This is a genomic window from Limosilactobacillus walteri, from assembly GCF_014830205.1.
Lineage (GTDB): Bacteria > Bacillota > Bacilli > Lactobacillales > Lactobacillaceae > Limosilactobacillus > Limosilactobacillus walteri.
Genome location: NZ_QORN01000006.1, coordinates 70,361 through 92,495, shown reverse-complemented (window position 1 = coordinate 92,495; position 22,135 = coordinate 70,361). Strand labels below are relative to the sequence as shown.

The window sequence follows — 22,135 nt, the reverse complement described above, 5'->3', positions numbered from 1 at the left end:
ACTCAGAGGGCATTATAGCCCAAAAACAGATACCACATAATTTTAATGTGTGCAGTACCTATTTTTGCTGTTAATTTTCTTTCAAATATAATGATGGGGTTAAAGATTCGAATCGTCTAGTTGACATTATAAAGTATGAAACGCCCTATAATAACGGTATTTTACTTGTTGTTATAGGGCGCTTTATACTAATTTTTATTAGTAGCTTAACACGAATTTCATACAAGTCTAAGTAAGGTAAATATTTTTAAGAGCTTATATCCCTAAGATGACTGATATAACAACGATTTAAGGCTGATTTTTGTGTGAAAAAGTGTGAATCTAAGTTGCAAAGTTGTAATTAATTTTAAATTATAGTACAATAATTGTACCGAATAGGTCAGTGTGTTGGCACTGTTTAACTGGGATATTTTGAAGTAGCTTTAGCTACTTAGGTTACTAGAACCTGAACTAATCTAGTTATGAAAGAGGTAAGTGATTGTTAGACCTCACGCGTGACCCAGCACGGAAATGAAACCAATATATAAAAAGGAGGGCTGGCTAGCAGCTCGCTTTTTTATTTTAGGACAGATTTTTATGAAAAATAAACAGTATCGAAAACCCAGATCGGGTGAAATTATCCGATTGTCTAGGTATTTTAAGGATATAAATAATGTTGCTAACTATCTACAAAAAGAGTTTATCAATAATACAATTTTTGTGAAAACTAAAACCGAACAATTAGGGTTAAATATAAATAAGAGTAATTATATGCATCTCTGTGGTATTTTGTATCAACGTGGTGCTAAAGATTTTTTTGAGGATGCACTTAGTAATAAACTAGATTTAGCGAGTATCCTGATTAAGAAAGACGGTAGTACGTTTAGTAAGTTATCAATGCTTGGGTTAATAACAAAACTCTTTGATGAGAAACTGGAACTTACTCATAGTGGTAAGTATTTGTATTTACAGTTCGATCATTCGATTAGGACTTCTTCGCAAAGATTTGCAATTGCCTTACGAGATAGAGGAACAATTAGCTATCCTATTTCATTTCTCAATTTGAGATATGAGCAGAGATTTCCTCGTGGTCAAAAGATTGAAAACATTTATGCAGTCAATAAACAAACCCATAGGATTAAAAATCTAAAAAATACCAATAATAAGAAAAATTGATCGGTAATTGTTAGCCATTAAACTAATTACATCTACACTTAACTATTGCTTCTAACCATGTTTTAAGAGTGAAGCTAAGTCCAATAGCAATTGGTCAAGGCTAAAATAAGCCAGGATTTAGTGTGTTTGAAGGGTTAAGAATTAAGTTTATTAAAAGTCATTATAAACTGAAAAATAGGTACTACGTATTTTGGATTTATGTAGTACCTGCTTTATTTAGTGGAATTATTATTCTTTGTTAAGGTTTATTAATCCTAAAACATTTTTTGAAACTTGTTCAGCCTGTTTTTCATCTATTGTGTTTAATTCTTGCCAAAGTTTCTTTTGATAAAATACCATTTCAGCTTCATTAGTTGAGTATGAATAATATTACTTTTTAATATGGTTGCGGAAAGCCAATATAACGGTATTTAATGGAACGAATTCAATCTAAAAATAAGTGAAAGTAATATTGTTCCCTACCAAAATCCTACCAAAAATTGTTAAGGATATTATGAAAAAGGTACTGCGTAAATTCAAACTACGCAGTACCTTTTTTGTAACTGATTTTAATCACATTAAGTGAAAAATCATTTGTTCTTTAATATTTTATTTACTTGGGATAACAATCACTTGTTGGAACCAATAATCTTTTGAGCTTAATTCATGTTGTACTTGAGGATAACGAGCGAGAATCATTCGTAAATTCTTTAATCCTAGTCCATGAGTACTCTCTAAATTATTATGGTTATTTGAAAGTTGCTGTAAATTAAGGGATTTAGTTTTTGTAGAGTTACCAACAATGATCCACTGATTATTATCTTTAGTGAATAAGGAAATACTTACTTGACGATCCTTAGATTGTTTAGCAGCTTTAATAGCATTGTCTAAGAGATTTGATAAAATTCGAATTAAATCAAGTGGTTCAATTACATTAGAAAACTTAATTGGTTCGTCAATTTCTATTGTGAGTTTAAGATTATCTTTTAAAGCGGTCATTGCTTTATTGTAAATTAAACTTTTAAGATCTAAGTTCTGGACGTTTTCTAGTTGGCTTAATACACTAGTTTTTTGTGTAATACTATCTTCTGATGGAATCAGAACACGATTTAAAATATTTCTCGCTTCTGTAACGTCATTATTTTCTAACGAGCCAGTCAGACTGTATAAAACATTTTTGTAGTCATGACGAAAACGACGTAGTTCATCATACATTTCTTCAATGTGACTAGTGTAATATTGTAAGTTATCAACTTCAAATTTTAATGTAGTAGCAAGAGCTTTTTGTCGATAATAATTTGTAAACCCTTTAATGACAATTAATGCGATAATACCATAAGAGAGGGTAACAGCAATTGTTATAGAAAGCTTATTAGGATGACCACCTCCATTTACTCTAAATTCGTAAAGTAAGAATGTGAGCATTAATATACTAATAATCCAGGCTAAAACAGGATAAGGAATAACTACATTGTTAATGTAACTGTTGAATAGCTTCTTTGTCCATATTATTATTCCGTATGCAACGCAGAACGAGACAATAATTTTTAGATTTCCGAGTACATAATAGACAAAATTATAGTTTGGAACTTTAACTAGAAGATTATATAGAAAAGTAATAAGGGAACCGAAGCAACCAAACGTTATCAAAAGAATAAAATTGGCATAGATAAACTGATTACCGATAATGTTAAAAGAAATTTGTCGATGGACAACAAAATAATATATGATTAATAGCATTATTAAGATAACTAAAATATTGCCGACTAAACTGATTGCAAAAGAATAAATAAAGCCAGCAATAATGAAATACCACCATTTAAAGTGAATATTGCTTAAACGGCTAAAAAGTAATAAATAAGTACTACCATACAATAAATTCCAGATAAGTCCGCTTGAAAGCCAGTATAGTGGCGATGGGAAAAATTGTGGTAGTAATGCAGGAATGTTAAAAAATTGCATAAAAATCCTCCTATGAATAATGAAATACCTTTTTAGTGTAAACCATAAGGAGATCAAAAAGTAATGAAAATATGTCCTAAATGTAATGGAATTAATGATAATAAAGCAGAATATTGCCATTTTTGCGGAAATAAACTCTATCAAAATTTAACTATTAAGTGTCCTAAATGCGGGCGTTTATGCTCTTTGGATAGAAAACATTGTCCTAATTGTGGAACAAAATTACCAATAACAAATAAAAAATTATCATTAACTTTTTATCCTAAAAGTTGGTTAGGAAACAAAAAGTTACTTATAAGGCTCGGTATTATTTTAATAGTAATAATTAGTACTTTTTGCCTTGTGGCTTCTTTAAAGTCTACTACTTACTTATATCACGCATCCGCCTCCAGAAAAGTTCAAATTAATTATCAAAATAGTGACCATGAAACAATTTTTAGTGAATATTACGATATCCGACCATTGAATCGGAATTATGCAAATTATTTTGGTGGAAAAGAAAGTTTGTGGCATAAAAACAGATCTTTTAGGGAGGAGGCTTATTATTATGGAAAGAATCAAAATGGTTATAATCGCTTGTGGAAAGAAAATAATGGTAAACCTTTAACAAGATATATAATGATCCAACGTATCAAGAAGAACGAAAATTTAATAGAAATAAAAAAAGAAAAACCAAAAGTCACGATTCAACTTATTTCATCTCAAAAAGATCCAGTAAAATTTATAGACCAATATAGAGATCAGGGTCAGTGTTATTTTTCCAATAATCCGCAAATTCGATATTATCAGCTTAATACTTTGTCCCAATACTAAAAACCACCCTTATTTTTTTAGGGTGGTTTTTAGTTACCAATTAATATTTTGTGAATCAAGAATGCTAATAAGTTTATGAAGTTTTAGCCGTGAAATCGGAACAATCAGCTGGCTATTAAGAAAATGAATTTCTTTTTTCTTAATGTCAACATCTTGAATATTGTTAAGATTTATCAAATAACTTCTTTGTGGACGAAATAGTTTTGGAAAAGTTTCTTCGAGTTCTTTTAGAGAGGAATTAACATTTATTTGACGATTATCAATCGTATACATTAAAGATTGGCGTGTACTAGTGGGACTACTTTGAAAAAATAATATCTTTCGAGTAGAAATCCTTGTATAAAGATTATTGCTTTTAATAGTAATTATTTCATCACGATTAGTGGCTTGTTTACTTAAAATCTTACGAAAATCTCTAGTTAAATCCTCTTCAATTGTATGATAATTTTTGTTAATGAAATCAAGGGCCTCAACTTGATACTTATAAGTAGTATATAGAAGATCTTCATGAACAGTAAGAAAAATGATGGAGGCTAAATCATCATTTTCTCTAATCAATTTGCTAACTTTAAGACCGGCTTTTAAATCTCCGTTTATCTCAAGATCTAAGATATAAATATTGTCAGGAGACGGGAAAAGAAGATTCCGATTAAGGTCTCTTAAATTATTAAATGTTTGAATGTTGATATTACGAATATGTAATTTATTTTGAATATTATGGATAACATTGGTTAATAACTTTTGCTCTTCAAGATGATCTTCTAAAGTAATTATATTTAGCATATTGTCACCTCTCGATAGTCAATATTACTAAAAAAGATAAGTAATATTGATAAGTATGTGAAAATATTTTCATTTAATACAATATATTGACGCTCAATGTAATGAATTTTGATTAAATTTTATAGTCAGTAAAAATAAATATATATTATTTCGTTCGCTCCCAAATAGCGACGTTCAATGCACCACAAAAAAATGAAAAATTATAAAATAACAAAGTAATTGGCATTCGATAGTTAATTGCTATTTTTGTTTACTATTGGGCTATAAAAACTAAAGGTCTCTTTCCCTTGATGGAGAGAAGCCTTTTTATTTGGGAAGGAGTGTCCTATAAATGAAACAGATTAAATGGGTATTATTAACTATTGTAGTTCTGTGTCTATTTATTTGTTCATATTTTGCTGGGAAAGTATTTAAGCAGTCATCAATACAAACTGAACAAGTTAGTTCGAAAAAGATAGCCAAAAATAAGGATAGAGTTTCTGAGTCTTCCAGTCAGACAAAGTCAGTTACTTCTTCATCTAGTAAAAGTGAAGAAAAACTAGATTACGAGACTATTACTCCGATGCAAACAGCAGCAGCTATTGCCTATTATGGACAACATAAAGTTGGAAAAACGATTTGGAAAGATATTTTTGATGGTGCAGATAATTTAGATATTTATCAGAATGATAATGCTGATGGACTAAATGTTAAGGGCCGAGGAAATTCATGGATGCTTCATCCAAGTCAAGAAGGTGGAAGTCACATGGCTACTTATACAGTAGGAGCTGATGGAGAAGTTGCCTTTTATGATATTTCTGCAGTAAATAAAGATGACGATAAAGATCCATATGCTACTGTAAATCTACGTGACATTATTAACTATGTAAATGATCAGGGGGCAGTAGACCAGATAAAAGATAAGGCTCAACATATTCACTTACAACAATAATGGGAGAGAAAAATGAAAGAACCTGAGAACCAACATGTTAATGAAAATAAAGAATTAGAACAAGAAATTGAAAAGTTAGAAAATAGGCTTCAAAGTGAAGAAAAAAACAAAGATACCAATATCATTCATCATTTGGCCTTTACTGAGGATCACCTTGCACAAGTATTTCGATTTTTAACACATAATTTAATAACAACCGTAGTTCTAATACTAATTGCTATTATTTTTTCATCTATTCGGTGGTACGCAATTGTTTTAATTATCTTAGTTACATATGCTTATCCATTATTGTCTAATCATAGTTATTACCCATGGGAAAAATATTTGCGAAGAAACCATCATTCTCACAAAACAAAAGAAAAGTTAAAGGATAAGCAAGAAACGGAGCGTTCAAAAAAGCCAAGTCCAAATAAGGATAAAATCATTGTTTCAGCATTAATTATAGTGATTATAATTCTTATTTCTTTGATTATCTTTTTTATTGCCTCAACAAAATCAACTAACTCAGCTCATTCTCATGCTCAGTCAACTACTGTCCGGAGAAGTTGTAGTGAAAAGAAAATTAGTTCAAGCAATAAAAAGCCTGTATCTACTACGCAACACACACAGCAGCTTTCGCCAGCAAATATGGATGATAAGCTGAAAGCAGCGGCCGCTTATTACTATGCCTCTGAACATCATCAAAAAATGTTTGAGTTTAAAATGGCAGTTCAACAAAATGGTTTAGCAATTGGAAAAGAAACTGGTGCAGATTATCAAGAAGGAACTGATCCGGTAAGTTTAATGCCTCTCCATACTGGTTCAGGGGCAGTACCTTTCTATACTACAGACAACGATAATGTTTATTTCTATGTTCCAAGTGCAATGCCATCAGAGGCGATTGGAGAAGGAAGCGATGATTCAGATCAGCCAGTATTAACGACAACTTGGCAAGAAATATGTGATCTAGTTAATCAGAATGGTGCATATGAGCAAGTTAAGAAAGTTGCAGAGAATTCAGAAGCAATGGGAGATTAGAAATGCAAGATTTATTTGATATGAAACGGGAAGAGTTAAATGACTTTCTCAAACACCTAGTTAGTAACATTAACGATAAAAATAAATTAGAACAAATCTTAGATAATAATATTTATATTAATGAAGCTCAAGAAGAATTAGATCAGCGCTTTTGTGATAAATACGATGAATCAATGATTACTTTTCAGGGAATGTTAAATGGAGATAAAGATAGTTTTTTTAATAGTCATTTCGCAACTACTTTTAAGCAATCTCCTACTTCTACGACATATAGATTGTTGCTTAAAAAGTTTAATCTTTTAGATCAATTAGAGAATAACTATATTCAAAAACAAGCTGATTTTAGCTTTGGTTCAAGATATGAGAACTTTGGATCAATTATTCTGCTAATTTTGAGTACAGCTTTTTTAATTATGTCGTTTCTATATCACTGGATTCCCCTTTTAAAGATTTTAATGATGCTTCTCTTTGTCGGTTCTATATATTTGCTTTATTGTACTTATAAGTTTAGAAAATATGAGATAAAAACTAAAGAAGTCATGAAGGAAAAAGATACTGTTGCTGCTGAAATGAAGAAGATAAGTTTACCATATTTACAGAAGATGTTTGATGAAGCCCTAAATGAGTGGGAAAATGATCCAAATAATATTGAAATAATGAAAGAGGCAAAAGAAAATACTGAAAAAATTCGTGAACAGTTGGCAACAATTGATTTAGATGGTTTGAAACTTATTCCAGTTAAATTTAGAAGTCCAGAGTTTTTACAATTATTTGAAACATTTTTACAGGATGGACGCGCAGATTCTTGGAAAGAATGTGTGAATTTATATCATCAAGATGTTCAATTTGATGAAAATATTCGTCATCATCGTGAGCAAGAAGAGCATAATCGTCAACAGAGTGAACTTCAACAACAAGAACTATGGGAACAACGTCATCAATCAGATCTTCAACGGCAACAACTTAACGAAAGTGTTAGACAGTCAGATCTTCAGCGACAACAGCTTAACGAAAGTATTAGACAGTCTACTATTCAACAAGAACAGCTTAATGAAAATATTAAGCAGTCTACTCTTCAGCACCAGCAACTTGATGAGATGGCTAATCAATCTAAAATACAGAAAGATCAATTACACGAAGCTCGTAAACAAACTGCTAACCAAGGGAAACAACTTGATGAACTGCAGAAACATACACGGATTGGTAAGATCATTGGCGCTTCATCGATTCTTCGAAATGTTCAACTTAATGATATTCATAAAGAACAGAAAGATCATGATCGTTGGGTTGAAAAAGGATTTAGAACTAAAGAAGAGGAAGAACAATATCGTCGTACACATCCAAAGTGGAGTAGAAATCATCCTCGGCAAGGGTATTATCGGTAATGAGGGATTGCTATGAAAAAACACAATAAAATTGTTTGGAGTTTATCTGGAATAATTGTCGTTTTAATTGCAACTTTATTTTTTATACTAGGTAGCAGTTCACAACAAAAAAACAATTAAAAGCAATAAAAATATAAGAGAAGCAAAGGCGACACAAGTATCACAAAAAGTATCTTCGTCCGCAAAAAATAGCAGTGAGTCAGTTATTAGTAGCTCATCATCTCAGCCTAAAAAAGAAAAATTAAGCTATCAACAATTAGCGGTAGCCGCATATATCAATACTTTGCGAGGAGATAGTATTGAGGAGAAGATGAATACCTTTAATGAATGTGTGAATGGGGAAAGTTCTAATCCAGCTACTGAACAACCAACATCTTTTGAACAACATAATGATCCTACCTTTCAAATAAATGAAGGTGACATGGGATTTGCTTGGTATGTTATTAGCTTTAATGAAGATTCAATTGATGTTGAGCATTTTACACATGGAGAGCAAGACTCAAGTAAGCCATTTAATAAATCAGATATTGAAGCAAAATATAATAGTTACAAGAGTCAATTGGATGAAGCAATTCAAAAAATTAATCAGAACCAACGAAATGTCTCGAACTCTCAAGATGATGACAGTGATGAAGAATAGATAATAAAAGAAGTGCTACAAACTTGAACGCCTTATTTGTTAATAATCGACACTAAAGGCCTAAAATAAAACCACTTGGTAATAATAACCGATTACCAGGTGGTTTTTACGTAGTGAATTTTCTATGTTTTACCTGAATATCTTTTTAAGCCTGTATTATGATTTTTCAGTAGTATGTAGCTTTGTCATTACCTCTTCTTTTTCTATTCCATATCTTAATTCTTTTGAGTCTAATCGTCGTAATGTCCTTGCAGCATGAATTCTAGGATTACATGCTTTTTTGAACCCTCCTCCTACTGGGTGAACGGGGATATGATCCTTATTTAGCCAGAAACAATAGCATTTTTCATAATTCTCCTTTATCAGTTTCTTAAGCTTATTATTACACATCTCATATCGTTCTTTACTCTTCTCATTTCCTAATCCTTTGACCTTACTGCCCCAACCTAGGAAAATATAATCTGCTTTTTTGAAATATGTTTCTAATAGGCAGAGGTTAGTTTCCATTGCGTCTATATCTATTTCTTCATTAGTTAGTGAGCTTATCTTATTCGTCCGTGTAGGGATAATATCCATTTGAATAAAGGTTTTAATATTTTTTATGTGTTTTTGATCATCTTCGAATCGGTTATTTAAAAAGGCTCTAAGTACATTAGAACGGGTGGGATCTAGACCTCCTCCGTTTTTTACTTTATACTCATTTTTACGATGATATCTTGCTTGATCTTGTTGAATCCTTTCATAGATATAAATTTTCTTAGAATTTGGGTTACCTTCTTCTTCTTTAATCGTGTCTGTAATCTTCTCTAATCGTTCTTTCCCCTTATAAGTACTGGGATTAATTCCTACGCTTAAAATAGTTACTCCACTATTTTTTAAGGGAATAATAGAAATGGCCTTATCATTAACTTTTGATTCTAATATTTTAAGCCATTTTTCTGCCGCTGGACTTTTACCTGGTAATGAGTTTATATACCACCAGCTCGAAAATAATTCATTTCTATTGATGTCTATTTTTTTACAATCCATTTCTTCTTTTCCGCCTCCAGTAAAAGTCCTATACACTCATTCATCTTGTTTACTGCCATTATCTCACACTATGTTTATACCTGAATAAGCATAATAGGGATAGTTAACTTTAACGAGATAAAAATAATAGCAGGTACTACATAATTGCGAAAAGTGTAGTGTAGTACCTGCTTTATTTAGTGAAATTATTATTTTTTGTTAAGGTTTATTAATCCTAAAACATTTTTGGAAACTTGTTCAGCTTGTTTTTCATCCATTTCATTTAAGGCTTGCCAAAGTTTCTTTTGATAAAATCCCATTTCAGCTTCATCAGTTGAGCCATGCATTAGTTTATCCATACTTGTCTTAAGTACCTCCGCTATATGTGATAGCGTCTTAGCACTGACATTATTAGCTGTTCCAACTTCTAGTCTTGAAATGTAATTAATTGACAATCCAGTATTATTAGAGAGTTGTTCCTGAGTAATGCCAAGCTCATGACGCCTGGCTCTGATGTTAGCTCCTAGATTATTCATTTTGAAGCCCTCATTTCATTGTTTATTTCTAGCATATTGAAGAAATACTAATAAAATAAGGAACTGTGCTTATTGTTTATATCAACTTATACGCATATATAAGTATAAGTACAAAAAATGATGTAATTGTAGTGGTAAAAGGTGTTATAATTACTCCTGTATTAAGTTGATATATTCAAGAAAAAGTTACGTTGAATACATTATAGCTACATTCAATGCAACGTAGCTTTTAGGAAAATTGTAGAATTATCAACGAATGAAATAAAAAACACCTTCATTCTGAAGGCGGGGGAGTAATTAGTATGATGAAAGAACACATTAATTTCAACACTGTTGCTAAGGAACACAAGAAACTATACAAGTCAGGTAAGACATGGATGGCTGCCACATTAATGACAGTAGGACTTGCTGGTGGAGCAATGTTAGCAGGAACAACTACTGCTAACGCTGATGAAGTAACACCAGTTCAAAGTGCAGGTACTATTCAAGCTGGTCAACAAGCAACTGATCCAGAACTTGCTAATGCTCAATCAGATGCCCAAAAGCAACAATCAACTATTGATAGTGCCAATGCTCAATTAAAGGATCAACAAAACCAATTAAGTGAAGCACAAGGTCAACAAAGTTCTGCTCAACAGGAACTTGATCAAGCTAAGCAAGCACAACAAGCTGCTACTCAAAATGATCCAGCAGTTAAGCAAGCTCAAGCTGATGTGAACCAAGCACAGCAACAGGTTGATAATCAACAACAAGTAGTTAATGATGCACAAACTGCAGTAAATAATGATAGCCAAAACATCCAAAGTGCTACCAGTGCTGTAAGCCAAGCTAGTCAAGCAGTTGACCAAGCACGACAAACTGCTACAGATGCCATTAACCAAGCCGCTGCACAACAAGCTAATGAAGCTCAAAATAAAATTGACCAGCTTGAACGCCAAGGTAAGGCGCAAGCTAGTCAAAACTTAGATAATCAGATTAATAATGTTAGTGGTCAAGTAACTGACACACAAAATGATGTAAATAATACTAATTCAAAGATTAGTGACTTACAAGGTCAAGTAAAGGATTTGCAGGATCAAGAAAAGAATACTCAAACTGATCCTAATATTAAGACAGTTCCTAATGGGGTAATTGATACTTCCAAGAGTTTGTTGGAAAATGCTAGTCGGAATAATTTATGGGCACCAATGGATTTGTCTCAAAATAATGGGAATATTATTGATCAAAATATTTATGTAAGCCCTGATAATGATAAAGGCGCACGTAATCCTAATGCTGGTAAAGGAGCCGATGCGTCCTTATCCGAATACGATAATTATTTTAATACGAATTTTGATCTTGTCAACCAACAAACTGGAATGAGTGATAGTCAAAAACAAGAAATGGCTATTTTACTAATGAATATTATTAATCATGCACGTGAACAGCGTGGCTTGAAGCCATTTACCATGACTGAAGAGAAGTATAACCAAGCTCAGGTACGTGCTAGTCAGCAAAGTGCTAATGGATTGGATCACAATGAAAATGATATTGTATCAGCATTTGGACGTGACCAATATGAATGTTTAGCATATATCCCTGCTAATGGTGGAAGTAATATGCTATCAATGCTTTATAATGCTGAAAGTACTTTAAGTTCAATGCTTAACGCAGATGCAAGTTCAGATTGGGGACACCGTGAGAACTTCCTCGAAGATACTGGTGATCTAAACTATGATGCAGCATTTGGTTTCCATTATACTTATGATACTAATACTGACAGTTATTTGTATGTATTAACCTTTGATTACGATGGTCCTGCACGCAACAATACTCCAAATATGATGGATCGTATTGCACAATATCAAGCAATGGGACCAATCACAGGTGATAGCCATGTTGTTGATAACAGTGCTAAGATTAACGATTTGAACAATCAAATCACTAATTTACAAAACACTTTAGCTAGTCAAAAATCACATTTGCAAGTTTTAAATACCCAACTTCAAAATTTACAAGCACAAAAAGCTAATGTTCAATTTGATTTGAACCAATTGAGTTCAGACCAACAAACTGAATATAACAATGCTAAGGACACCTTAAATACTGTAAACGACTGGAAGCAGGGACAATTATCTAATCTTGATAGCAACAATAATGTTCAAGACGCTTTAAACAAGTTAAGTTCAGCTAAGAACAATCTTGAAAGTGTTAAGAGTACTAAGGCAGAAGATGAAGCCAAGTTGCAACAAGCAAAAGCTGGTTTAACTAGCTTGAACCAAGTATTAGCTACCAAGCAATCTGCACTTGATACTGCAGAACAAACAGCTAATGCTAGTGCTAACCAAGCAGTAAAGGATGCACAAAAGAAGTTAGACACTATCAATGGCAAGATTGCTGATTTGCAAAATACTATTGAAGCTACAAAGTCAACTATTAGTAATGCTCAAGTACAACTTGATAAGGATAATCAAAAGATTGCTGACATCAAGAATGGTTCGCATACTACTAAGCCAGATACTGGTAAAGATGAAGGTAACAAGGGTACTACAACCCCAACTGATCCAAGTGAGGATGATAACAAGGGTAGTGAAACTACTAACCCTGCAAAGCCAAATGATGGTAAGAAAGATGATAACCAAGGTACTACTCCAGTTGAACCATCCAAGCCAAGCGATGGCAACAAGGACAATGTAACTCCAACAGCTCCAAATAAGGATAATAAAGGCAGTGAAACTACAAATCCTACTACACCATCAAATCCAACAACTCCTGCACAGCCAGATACTGGTAACGCATCAATTAGTGGTCAAGCTGGTCACAAGCCTGCTACATCAGACAAGGGTAGTGAAGTATCTGATAACACAGATACTAAGCCAACAATTGTATTACCAACTACTGGTAAAGAAAATGGTTCAGCAGTCTCTGATGCACAAGGACAATACATCAACGTTGTTTCTAAAGATAGTGTTGCATCACAAGGATCACAATCTAGTATTCAAGCACCTACTACACCAGTAACTACTAACGTATCATTTGGTACTAAAGAGGGTACTATGATGACTCGTGAAGAATACAAGGCTCAACAAGCTAAGTTACCACAGACTAGTGATAGTAAGAATGATAAGGCTGTTGCAGTTGCAGGATTAGGTATTCTTGCTGCTACTACTTTTACTACTATGTTTGGTGTTGATAAGAAGCGTCATAATTAATAAAATATTTGATTATTGCATAATGTATTTTCTCATTCATATTAATTAAAATAGTCTATACAGGTAATTAAATTACTGTATGGACTATTTTTGCGTTAGAATAAAAATATAGTAGATAGAAACTTTAATTATAGATATAATAGACGTATATTTATAATTTTAAGGAGTATTTGAATTGTGTCTAAAGGCATTTTAGATAGTGTTTTTGACAAAAATGAAAATAGGTTACAAAACGTTGCTCGTATTGAAAAAAGTAGTAAGGGGAACATACTTGTCTATGATTTAATTTTTTCTTTTGTGAATTTTATTTTTACAACTATAGCTGCTTTTACAGAATCAAAAACGACATTATTTTTTACAGCCATACTTTTATTGCTTAATGTTTTTCCAAAAGTGTTCATAAAAACTTCTGTATATAATGCTATGAGGAAAAATAAAGACTCGATGGTATTTGTAATTTTTGGCTGGCTCATTGAAACGTTTAAAGTAATAAGTTTTCTATTCATTTTAATAATTGTTGGTTGGAGCAGATTTAGCCATGTACCTGCTATTTACGTAGTGATTACTATGGGAATAGTGTTTTGTTTGGGAGTTATGGACAAAGTTGTGAGTTATTTGCTTTCAAATGCTATTGATGGTATGGAAAAGGAGGAATAACATATGAATCCTTTAATTTCAACAATAAGTATTTCATTTGTATCCTTGATAATTGCTATGTTATTAGTAATTTATGTGACTTTTGTTTTTGTACAAGATTTACCTGTTACCATAAATATATATATTAGATCGTTTGAGTTAGCTTTTAGAAAAAAAGAAAAAGAAAAAGCCATTAATGAAACAACTATTTTTTTAAATGATTTTTTCAAAGCTACATTTAATGAAATTTTGAATATGCCTAATGAAGAGTTAAGGCAGAAGCTTAATGTAAGTGAGAAAGAAGCAAAACAATTTAAGGATGAAATAAAACTAATTTTAGATCAAAATAAAGAATTAATTTCACGAGATAAAGTCAAAGAATTATCTAAAAGGGACAAAGATTTCAATTTTGTCAATTTGGTAATGACTAATACTAATTTATTTTCGAATGATAAAGCTATCCTACTTCAGGAATATAATACTTTGCTGGATCAAAACAAAATTTCAGATCAAAAATATGCTCAAGAAATATCTAAAATTAATTCATTGTCAAATAAACAAATAAAAAATAGAGTCATACAGTTAAGAAAGAAGTACAAGACAAGAAAAGAGATTTTGCCATTTGCACAAAGAATGGTTAATGATAAATGGAAGCAGTTAAAAGCAATGACATATCTTCTTTAAATATTTTATTTATTTTCGTTTTTATTATTTCCTAATTAATAAAGGCAGGATATCTGTCAACTGGTATGGTTGACTAAAAATACTTCCTATGAAAATGTAGGGGGTATTTTTTTATGAAAAAATACAATCAATTCTTAAAAAGAAAAATTTTTGATTGGCAAAATTGTAACAAGTTCGTTTTAGGTTTTTGATTTTGCGATTGATCTTTCCCATCCTTTCAAATTATCTTTTTATTTCTTCAAATATTTTTAGCTAGACTATCAGCAAGGTAATTTTTTGATATAGAAATTACATTAATAATTTTGATAATGATAATTTAAGATAATAAGAAAGGACAATCTCTTTATGTTAACAAAAAATAAAAAGAATAATTTCAAAACACAAGCTGTTTTAATGACACTTGGCACTCTGGCTCCTATGGCACCAGCTATGATGTCTAATGTTGGTAATGTTGTTGCTCATGCAGATTCTACTGCAGTTCCTGTTCCAGAACGGTTGACAACACCCTCTGATGAAGATTTTCCTCTATTGCCTTTTACATGGACTATTAAAGTAGTTAATCAACAAAATGGGCAAACGTTAAAGACTGATGATATTACTTTTACACCAACTAAGGACTATACAATTGGTAAAGACGGTGGTACTACTGTTCATTATAAAGTTACAGATACTGCAGGTATTTTTAAGAGCGATGATTATAAAGTGGATAATGGGGATATTAACTTTAATGATATTATTACTAAAACTTCTCAAGGAACTAATGGAAGTACAAACCGTGGTAACGGACAATCTACCTCTTTAGATAATAATGATGCTTTTTCTAATTGGGCATTTGGTAATAAAAATTCTGATGGATTAACGCCATACATTCTTCCACAGTTAAATGATCCAAATACTACAAATGCTACTCAACAAGCTGAGGTTTCAGGCACCGCTGACCACAAGGTATTAACATTCTATGTTATTCCAAACACTGCTCAAACTAAAAATAAAACCAATAATAATTCAGGCAGTTATGTAGTGCCTGCTACAGGTCAAGACACTGGCAACAATAAAGCCACAGCTAATGGTTCTAACAGCACTACTAATACTAGTTCTAATACAAATAATGGTTCTGCTTCAAATAATAATTCAACTAATACTAACAAGACTAATAACACAGGCAATGGTGATCAACAATCTTCACAACAAGATGCTGACACTCAACAGCTTATCAACGCTATTAACCAACACGCTGTAAATAGCAATGATAAATTACCAAGCGATGCCAAATTGCTTGAACAAGCACCTTCTAATATTAATGGATTTAATTCATACAGTGTTCAAGTATCAGAAAAAGGTACGAATGGTCAAATTACTTACAAACATTTAACTGTTCACTATAACCCTGCTACCAAGCAATTCTTTGTTACTGAACAAGGGCAAAATACCGCTTTAACTAAAGCGCAATTGTTACAAATCTTTGGTTTACAATCAAAAGATGGTAATAATGTTGCAGGAACAAATGGTGTTGCTAGTTCTGGTAATTTAGGTGGAACTACTACTGGTGGTTCAACAGGTGGATTAGCACAAACTAATGTACAAACTAAGCAAAACGCAAGTATTTTGTTAAGTGCTATTGTTGGAACTGCTGTATTAGGGTTTGGATTGACTAAAGATGGTAAGCTGAAATTGTAGATTTGGCTTTGAATTAATTACTAAAAGTAAAAAGGAATTTTAATTAGATTAATAAAGTATTAGGCTTAATATACTTACTTATTCTTTCTTAAAATAGAGCAATGGGATGTTGAATTACGTGTTCTTTCGCTATATCTCATTGCTTTTATTTAATACAAGTTTTCAGTAAGGTGGATAACTAGTAATGAATAAAATTAGTGAAGAAAAATTAACTATTAAAAATACTGATAAGATAGATGTTCCAGTTACAGAGTTAGAAAATAAGAATATATCAATATTTGATATGGTTAGTAGTCAACAGATTAAAATTGATGATTGTGCTCATAAACCTAAAAAAGGTTAAAAATATTACCGCTTTATGTGTTCACGCTAAAAAATTTTTTTGAATAAATCTTTTTTAATTAGAATAAGTTTGTTGAGGTGAATAACTTTAACAAAAAAATAAAAAAGGATAGGTAAGATAAATGTTACGAAAACATTTACACGAAACCTATATGGTTTCATTAATCCAATTCTTAAAGAATTGGGAATATCTGTTAGCTATGAACGACAAAGCAAAAAAGACAATCACTCTTAAGCGAGGTAACAAAATTGTTGCTACCGTATTTACTCCTTATACTTTTGAAAAAACTGATGCCGAGATTGATAAGTTGGAAGCAACTCATCAAGCAGACCAGTTTAAGATTAAGAATTTAAGAAAAGAAAATGAAGTTCTTAAAGCTCGTCTTGAATTGTTAGAAAAATTAAATAGAACTAACAACGCTCCATTTGAATAAACAAAAACACTTAGCGACTTGAGATTGCTAAGTGTTTTTTGTTGCTACTAATTTTCTTGTGCTTTACGGTTATTTTCCATTTCATGGTAGCAGAAATTGATTCCTTTAGCATAATCAATACCTGTACGTTCAAAAACATTGTCAGTCAAAGGATAGCTATAATAAATACATAGATTTTCGATCGTGTCTGTGCTATCTCCTAAGACTCTAAATGAATCAGCTAAATCAATAATCGTTTTATTTGCTAAGTTAATACCTTGTTTTTCTAAAAAGGAAGTTGAGCCGTAGAAGGTTATAAGCGTCTCTGAGCTATCGAATATCTTTTGGATCTCTTTCCTCGACTCTTCAAACAGAGGCTCCTTAATGAGGCTCTCCGGCATGATGCCGTTGATGTTACTATCCCAGTAATCCACTTGTTTAGTATCGAATTTACGATTGAATAATACTTGGTTATTAGGATCGATAATTGTTAGGCGGATTATCTCATCTAAAGCAGTAGGACCAGTAAGATCAATCCAATAGATTAGTTCTTTATTCTTCATTTTAATCACCTCGACTGGCATTGTAACTCTGATGATTAGTGGAAAGCTGCTTCAGTTTGATTTGTTTTTTAATCCTATAAAGAGTTGATTTTGACAAATGAAATTTCAATTGCGTTTCAGTGTAAGTATGGGCTTGAAGATACTTATATGCTTGCCGGTATAAGGGGGTGATAACACGTTTGTTACGACCGCCAGTATTTAAGGTAGCTTGATACTTCTTCTGTTTGATGGTTTTAGAAAGGTTTTGACTACGAAGATAATCAAGATAGTTAAGGTGAGCTAATTGAGAGACAAGTATCCAATTACTAGAATCACTATCATCACTTAAATCCATATCACTAGACTCAATTATTAAGCCTTTATCTTCAACAATATACATAAGACAGCAAAGTTCTCTAACATTACTATATAGGCATGTTAGGGTAGGGACTATGAGAACATCCCCTTCTTGTGCAATAGTATTAAGAAACTTACGAAGCTGATATCGGTCTTTATTATTTCTTCTAAACACATCAGCAAAACAATTTTCGTGAGGAACTCCCATACTAAGAAGGATGGTAGCTTGATACTTGAAACTGTCCTCTTTGCTGATTTTATCTTTTAAGAATCCTGAAACATATCCATATTTAGTCATGGTGATTGCCACTCCTTTTTTTTATTTATCATTCTTTAATCTAAGAAAAAAGACTATTCAATCTAGAAAATAAAATTGAATAGTCTTGTAAGAATGAAAATAAAATTAAGAGGAAATAATATAATTAGTGGTCACTATTTAATATATTGTTTTACTTAGAATTTTTGAAATAAAAAAGGACGCCTTTTAAGCGCCCAAGCTACCGGTACGGAATAAGTAACCAACTGATTCCATTTTGCACACCAGCATTATTCTTTTGATATTTTAATTATAACATACTTTTAATATGATACAATAGATGAGCACATTGTTGGAATTAACCACTCCACAAAATAGTGTAGGTTGGAGGTGACTCCAATGCATAGTTGGTGCATTATTCTTTTGATCGTGCCTAATAAGCTCGTTAAGCACCTGCTCCATTCTTTGAAAAAAATGGCTAAGGGTGGAATTAAAAAGGCTATCCGCTACCTAGATAAGTAATTATCAGCGGAAAGAAGCTATTTCAGCGGTAGAGAAATCTATCGCTGTTTTTTATTTGATTAATTTCTGGTTCATGTAATCAAATCTATTAACAATTTTTCCATCTATAACAATAGTTTTTGATCCTTCATTCAAGGTTTCACCAGGATATTTTTTCTTTATTTTTCCATATGTCCCCCTTCTGAACGTAGGGGTTTTGATTCCTCTGGAAGTACTGAATAAATCAGTACCACTGGCATAGTATTTAAGTCGTCTTTTTTTAGAAGAACGTTTGATATCTAACTCATTTTTACTCTTTGTATGCTCAGGAGCATTCAAAAATCCACAAAAATATTTAGCAGCAGACTCGCCATTACGATTTGTATATGATTTTATGTAGGCACCTCCTTGTTTCCATAAATTTCGAATATCTTCAATAGGAATAAATGCGATTCCCAATATTATTAAATGAATGTGCCATTTCGGCTTCCCTTCAAAAAGATTCTCATGTGGCTCATTAATTCTTATATACTCATAATGATATGTCGGATATACTTTTTTGATATAACGTTTTAAGCGCTTGATAAAACAGTCAAAATCGTGACTAAGACTGTCTAGATTAGTTTGAGGTTTTTCATAATCTAAAGTTATCATCACACTATGCTTAAAGGTGTCCACGTAATTTTCAATTGTGTAAAATAAATTACGATAGGAGCGTATAAGCGATTGTTGATTTTGAATTTTTAAGTCTGATTTTTTAGGGTTTGGTATTACTTCACCTGTTGCTTTATTTATGTATAATCCATTCTTTTTCTTTATTATATGAGAAGAATGTGCTGTAAAACCATTTTTTCGATAATGAATGTGATTATTTGTTACTAAATAATAAACTTGATCAGTATCATTAAAGTTAGATTTTTTATTACTAGTTATCATAATTAATCCTCTTAATAAGTGTATTGTTTAACCTTATATACAAGATAAAATAGTTATCATTGATAAAATTATCTATTTATTAATTTAATTATACCACTTTTCGGTGAAATGTATACACTTATTAATCAATAAAGCAGTTAATAAGATTTAGAAATATAAAATCATTAATTGAAAATATGACCATATTTTGATATTTATTTCAACTTCAAAACATGGTCATATTTTATAACGGTGAAATGTGAACTTATTTGATGTAAAGTATTAATTGAAAGCATGGTCATGTTTTCAAAATTGACGTTATAGAAAGAAGGCTAGTTTAAAATGAATAAAAAAAGCGAAGAAGAAAAAAGAACTAGTAATATTAAAGTTTTGTTTACTAAAGCCGAGAAAGAAAAAATTGAGAAACTAGCTAGTGTAAGTACTGGGGGAGACAAGTCAAAATATATTCGTGGTGCGATTAGGTTAAGAACTCAGAGTGAATTAGGCGAAATCCTAGCTATGGGACAAGGAGAAAAATCAAAAGGAAATTTTGGTCAATTAACTTTAGATCCCATTATAGAGAGTCTTCAAGGAGTTCAAGATCAGATTAATGGATTGGACGAGAATGAAGAGAAAGAATTTTACTGGGAATTAATAGAATGGTTAATAGACTTTATGAACGATTCCCAAAATCGTAACCTATTTAATGAACATAGTTATGAGATACCGGATGATCATGAGTAAGTCGCAATTAAAACATGACTATATTTTGATATTTATTTCAGTTTCAAAATATGATCATGTTTTTGTACATATATTTTAGTGTTCAATTTGATGCTTTATTCTTTGCAAAGTGGAAATAGAAATGTTAAAAGCTCTAGAAGTATCTTTATAAGTGTGGTTTAAAAGATAATCATAAGCTGCTTGGTAATGAGGAGTAATCAATCTATTTGGTCTTCCTTCACGATAATTCTTCTTATGTAGCCTAGCGTATCTTTTTCCTTCTTGAGTTCTATCTACAATCATATCTCTTTCCATTTCAGCTACAGCAAGAAGGATAGTTTTAACTAATTTACCAATAGTAGAGTTTTCCAATACGCCTATATTTAATACGTTGAATTTAACACCATTATTCATTAGAGGGTCAAGAATATTTAGTGCTTCTCTAGTATTCCTGGCCAATCTATCCAATTTAGTAACAGTAATAATATCTCCGTTCTTTACCTTGCTAGTGAGTTCATCAAACATAGGCCTATTGGTAGTAGTGCCAGTAAACTTTTCAAAGTAAATGTTATTTTTACTGATTCCAGCTTCTTTTAATTGATTTATTTGATCATCAAGACTTTGACCTTTGGTTGATACTCTTGCATATCCATATTCAGTCATTTTACCAATCCTTTTCTGAATAAACTTTATGACCACAGCTTAACTCTGTTATAGTAAGATCTGAAGACTTATTCAGGAACTTTTAAGTTATTGGATAATTTTTTAAAAGAAGCATTGGTAAAGTAATCTGGATGATTATCTTGTAATAATAATAACTTAGCTTTAAATAGTCCGAGATAACTATTTAAAGGAATTTTAGTTAAATGGTCTTGGTAAGATAGCTCGTAGATACTTGTCCTAGTAAATAAATTTTCTAAAGTTGGTAATAGATCATTAATTAAGAGAATTTTTGAGAGAAGAGTATTTGAAACCTTATTGCAATCGCCGATTAATGCATCACAATTTATAATAAGTCTAAGTATTCCAATAAAGATATCTGTGACTTCCACTCCAATTTGTTGGTTTTTTGCTACTAAATTGGAGCGTTTAATTTTGAAATTATCAAATCTATAAAGGGCATGAGTGTTGATTTGATCTTTAACTACTTTATTTAAATTTCTAGCCTTGTATTCTTCAGAGCTTTCTATAAATATGTTGGCATTAACAGGTTCAAGATTACTGTAATTTCTTAATAGACCGTAGATTACTCTCTCTGGTATTTTACCGTAAATCATGTCATCAACTTTTGAAGCTAACAGAGGATGAATTCTAAACTGGGATTTTTTGAAGATAATACCGTTTATTCTAATAATTCCATTACAAGATAGAATATCTTTAATTACCCTAATATAGGTATCATAATCAGATTTGTCATATTGTGTAAAATGCAATTTAAATACATCTTCCTGTAATTCTCTATTTAACTTCTGAACTTTTTTGGATTGATAGAAGTCACTAGGAATCGAAACAGCACCTATTAATGATAGGTCGTTTTTATCTTTCCCTGTTTCATCTAAGAAAATATTTAGTTTTGTTACCATAATGTAATTCCTTTTTATTATATAATTATTGACAATGTTAGTGATATGTGTGAAAATCTAAATTGAAATAGTTCTTATCCATCTGGATAATGCTATTTCAAAATAG

23 protein-coding genes are annotated in these 22,135 nt (G+C 31.5%); 14 read left to right on the top strand and 9 right to left on the bottom strand.

Going from position 1 to position 22,135, the window contains the following annotated elements; translation table 11 throughout:
• The first annotated feature begins 510 nt into the window (after positions 1-510).
• The gene (locus DTK66_RS02310; RefSeq protein WP_225208957.1) at positions 511-1,155 is read left to right on the top strand and encodes a PBECR4 domain-containing protein; all 645 of its coding nucleotides are present in this window, start codon (positions 511-513) and stop codon (positions 1,153-1,155) included.
• A gap of 588 nt (positions 1,156-1,743) precedes the next feature.
• On the opposite strand, the gene DTK66_RS02305 is transcribed toward DTK66_RS02310, so the two are convergent.
• Positions 1,744-3,096, bottom strand: coding sequence for a sensor histidine kinase (locus tag DTK66_RS02305; protein ID WP_191667655.1), 1,353 nt, complete (start codon positions 3,094-3,096; stop codon positions 1,744-1,746).
• Positions 3,097-3,159: 63 nt separating this feature from the next.
• Here DTK66_RS02305 and DTK66_RS02300 point away from each other — a divergent pair, with 63 nt between their 5' ends.
• Positions 3,160-3,909 carry a double zinc ribbon domain-containing protein gene (locus tag DTK66_RS02300; RefSeq protein WP_191667654.1) on the top strand — a complete coding sequence of 250 codons (750 nt, stop codon included), beginning with the start codon at positions 3,160-3,162 and terminating at the stop codon, positions 3,907-3,909.
• 33 nt (positions 3,910-3,942) lie between these two features.
• Here DTK66_RS02300 and DTK66_RS02295 read toward each other — a convergent pair whose 3' ends face one another.
• On the bottom strand, positions 3,943-4,692 hold the full coding sequence (locus DTK66_RS02295) for a LytR/AlgR family response regulator transcription factor (protein ID WP_191667653.1): 750 nt from the start codon (positions 4,690-4,692) through the stop codon (positions 3,943-3,945).
• Between the two features lie 331 nt (positions 4,693-5,023).
• On the opposite strand from DTK66_RS02295, the gene DTK66_RS02290 reads away from it, so the two are divergent.
• From DTK66_RS02290 to DTK66_RS02275, 4 genes are all read left to right on the top strand, one after another.
• Positions 5,024-5,623 (top strand): hypothetical protein, encoded by a 600-nt coding sequence (locus DTK66_RS02290; protein WP_191667652.1) that lies wholly within the window; start codon positions 5,024-5,026, stop codon positions 5,621-5,623.
• 12 nt (positions 5,624-5,635) lie between these two features.
• The gene (locus tag DTK66_RS02285) at positions 5,636-6,640 is read left to right on the top strand and encodes a hypothetical protein (RefSeq protein WP_191667651.1); all 1,005 of its coding nucleotides are present in this window, start codon (positions 5,636-5,638) and stop codon (positions 6,638-6,640) included.
• Between the two features lie 20 nt (positions 6,641-6,660).
• On the top strand, positions 6,661-8,025 hold the full coding sequence (locus DTK66_RS02280; protein ID WP_191667650.1) for a hypothetical protein: 1,365 nt from the start codon (positions 6,661-6,663) through the stop codon (positions 8,023-8,025).
• Positions 8,026-8,308: 283 nt separating this feature from the next.
• On the top strand, positions 8,309-8,665 hold the full coding sequence (locus DTK66_RS02275; protein ID WP_225208956.1) for a hypothetical protein: 357 nt from the start codon (positions 8,309-8,311) through the stop codon (positions 8,663-8,665).
• Between the two features lie 156 nt (positions 8,666-8,821).
• Here DTK66_RS02275 and DTK66_RS02270 read toward each other — a convergent pair whose 3' ends face one another.
• Entirely contained in the window at positions 8,822-9,694 is an 873-nt protein-coding gene (locus tag DTK66_RS02270) for a DUF1643 domain-containing protein (RefSeq protein WP_191667648.1), read from the bottom strand.
• Positions 9,695-9,882: 188 nt separating this feature from the next.
• A complete protein-coding gene (locus DTK66_RS02265) occupies positions 9,883-10,209 on the bottom strand; it encodes a helix-turn-helix domain-containing protein (RefSeq protein WP_191667647.1) in 327 nt (108 codons plus the stop codon).
• A gap of 302 nt (positions 10,210-10,511) precedes the next feature.
• On the opposite strand from DTK66_RS02265, the gene DTK66_RS02260 reads away from it, so the two are divergent.
• The 6 genes from DTK66_RS02260 to DTK66_RS02235 all read left to right on the top strand — a co-directional run bounded on the left by DTK66_RS02260 (position 10,512) and on the right by DTK66_RS02235 (position 17,173).
• Positions 10,512-13,400 (top strand): SEC10/PgrA surface exclusion domain-containing protein, encoded by a 2,889-nt coding sequence (locus tag DTK66_RS02260; RefSeq protein WP_191667661.1) that lies wholly within the window; start codon positions 10,512-10,514, stop codon positions 13,398-13,400.
• A 177-nt stretch (positions 13,401-13,577) separates the two neighbouring features.
• Positions 13,578-14,057 carry a hypothetical protein gene (locus DTK66_RS02255; RefSeq protein ID WP_191667646.1) on the top strand — a complete coding sequence of 160 codons (480 nt, stop codon included), beginning with the start codon at positions 13,578-13,580 and terminating at the stop codon, positions 14,055-14,057.
• Between the two features lie 3 nt (positions 14,058-14,060).
• Positions 14,061-14,720 carry a hypothetical protein gene (locus DTK66_RS02250; protein ID WP_191667645.1) on the top strand — a complete coding sequence of 220 codons (660 nt, stop codon included), beginning with the start codon at positions 14,061-14,063 and terminating at the stop codon, positions 14,718-14,720.
• Positions 14,721-15,065: 345 nt separating this feature from the next.
• Positions 15,066-16,397 (top strand): hypothetical protein, encoded by a 1,332-nt coding sequence (locus DTK66_RS02245; RefSeq protein ID WP_191667644.1) that lies wholly within the window; start codon positions 15,066-15,068, stop codon positions 16,395-16,397.
• A 184-nt stretch (positions 16,398-16,581) separates the two neighbouring features.
• Complete coding sequence (locus tag DTK66_RS02240; RefSeq protein ID WP_153705211.1) at positions 16,582-16,740, top strand: hypothetical protein; 159 nt, start codon at positions 16,582-16,584, stop codon at positions 16,738-16,740.
• A 121-nt stretch (positions 16,741-16,861) separates the two neighbouring features.
• On the top strand, positions 16,862-17,173 hold the full coding sequence (locus tag DTK66_RS02235) for a hypothetical protein (protein ID WP_191667643.1): 312 nt from the start codon (positions 16,862-16,864) through the stop codon (positions 17,171-17,173).
• Positions 17,174-17,220: 47 nt separating this feature from the next.
• Here the strand turns inward: DTK66_RS02235 and DTK66_RS02230 are convergent, their stop codons facing one another.
• Both DTK66_RS02230 and DTK66_RS02225 read right to left on the bottom strand, forming a co-directional pair.
• The gene (locus DTK66_RS02230; protein WP_191667642.1) at positions 17,221-17,715 is read right to left on the bottom strand and encodes a hypothetical protein; all 495 of its coding nucleotides are present in this window, start codon (positions 17,713-17,715) and stop codon (positions 17,221-17,223) included.
• A gap of 1 nt (position 17,716) precedes the next feature.
• A complete protein-coding gene (locus tag DTK66_RS02225) occupies positions 17,717-18,349 on the bottom strand; it encodes a recombinase family protein (protein ID WP_191667641.1) in 633 nt (210 codons plus the stop codon).
• A 357-nt stretch (positions 18,350-18,706) separates the two neighbouring features.
• Here DTK66_RS02225 and DTK66_RS11065 point away from each other — a divergent pair, with 357 nt between their 5' ends.
• The gene (locus DTK66_RS11065; protein WP_255505048.1) at positions 18,707-18,829 is read left to right on the top strand and encodes a hypothetical protein; all 123 of its coding nucleotides are present in this window, start codon (positions 18,707-18,709) and stop codon (positions 18,827-18,829) included.
• 51 nt (positions 18,830-18,880) lie between these two features.
• Here the strand turns inward: DTK66_RS11065 and DTK66_RS02220 are convergent, their stop codons facing one another.
• Positions 18,881-19,744, bottom strand: a complete 864-nt coding sequence (locus tag DTK66_RS02220; RefSeq protein WP_191667640.1) for a rolling circle replication-associated protein — start codon at positions 19,742-19,744, stop codon at positions 18,881-18,883.
• A 321-nt stretch (positions 19,745-20,065) separates the two neighbouring features.
• Between DTK66_RS02220 and DTK66_RS02215 the strand changes: the two genes are divergently transcribed.
• A complete protein-coding gene (locus tag DTK66_RS02215) occupies positions 20,066-20,467 on the top strand; it encodes a hypothetical protein (protein ID WP_191667639.1) in 402 nt (133 codons plus the stop codon).
• Between the two features lie 75 nt (positions 20,468-20,542).
• On the opposite strand, the gene DTK66_RS02210 is transcribed toward DTK66_RS02215, so the two are convergent.
• Together DTK66_RS02210 and DTK66_RS02205 are read right to left on the bottom strand one after the other, a co-directional pair.
• Positions 20,543-21,109 (bottom strand): recombinase family protein, encoded by a 567-nt coding sequence (locus DTK66_RS02210; protein WP_191667638.1) that lies wholly within the window; start codon positions 21,107-21,109, stop codon positions 20,543-20,545.
• Between the two features lie 68 nt (positions 21,110-21,177).
• Positions 21,178-22,029, bottom strand: coding sequence for a hypothetical protein (locus DTK66_RS02205; protein WP_191667637.1), 852 nt, complete (start codon positions 22,027-22,029; stop codon positions 21,178-21,180).
• Between the last annotated feature and the right edge of the window lie 106 nt (positions 22,030-22,135).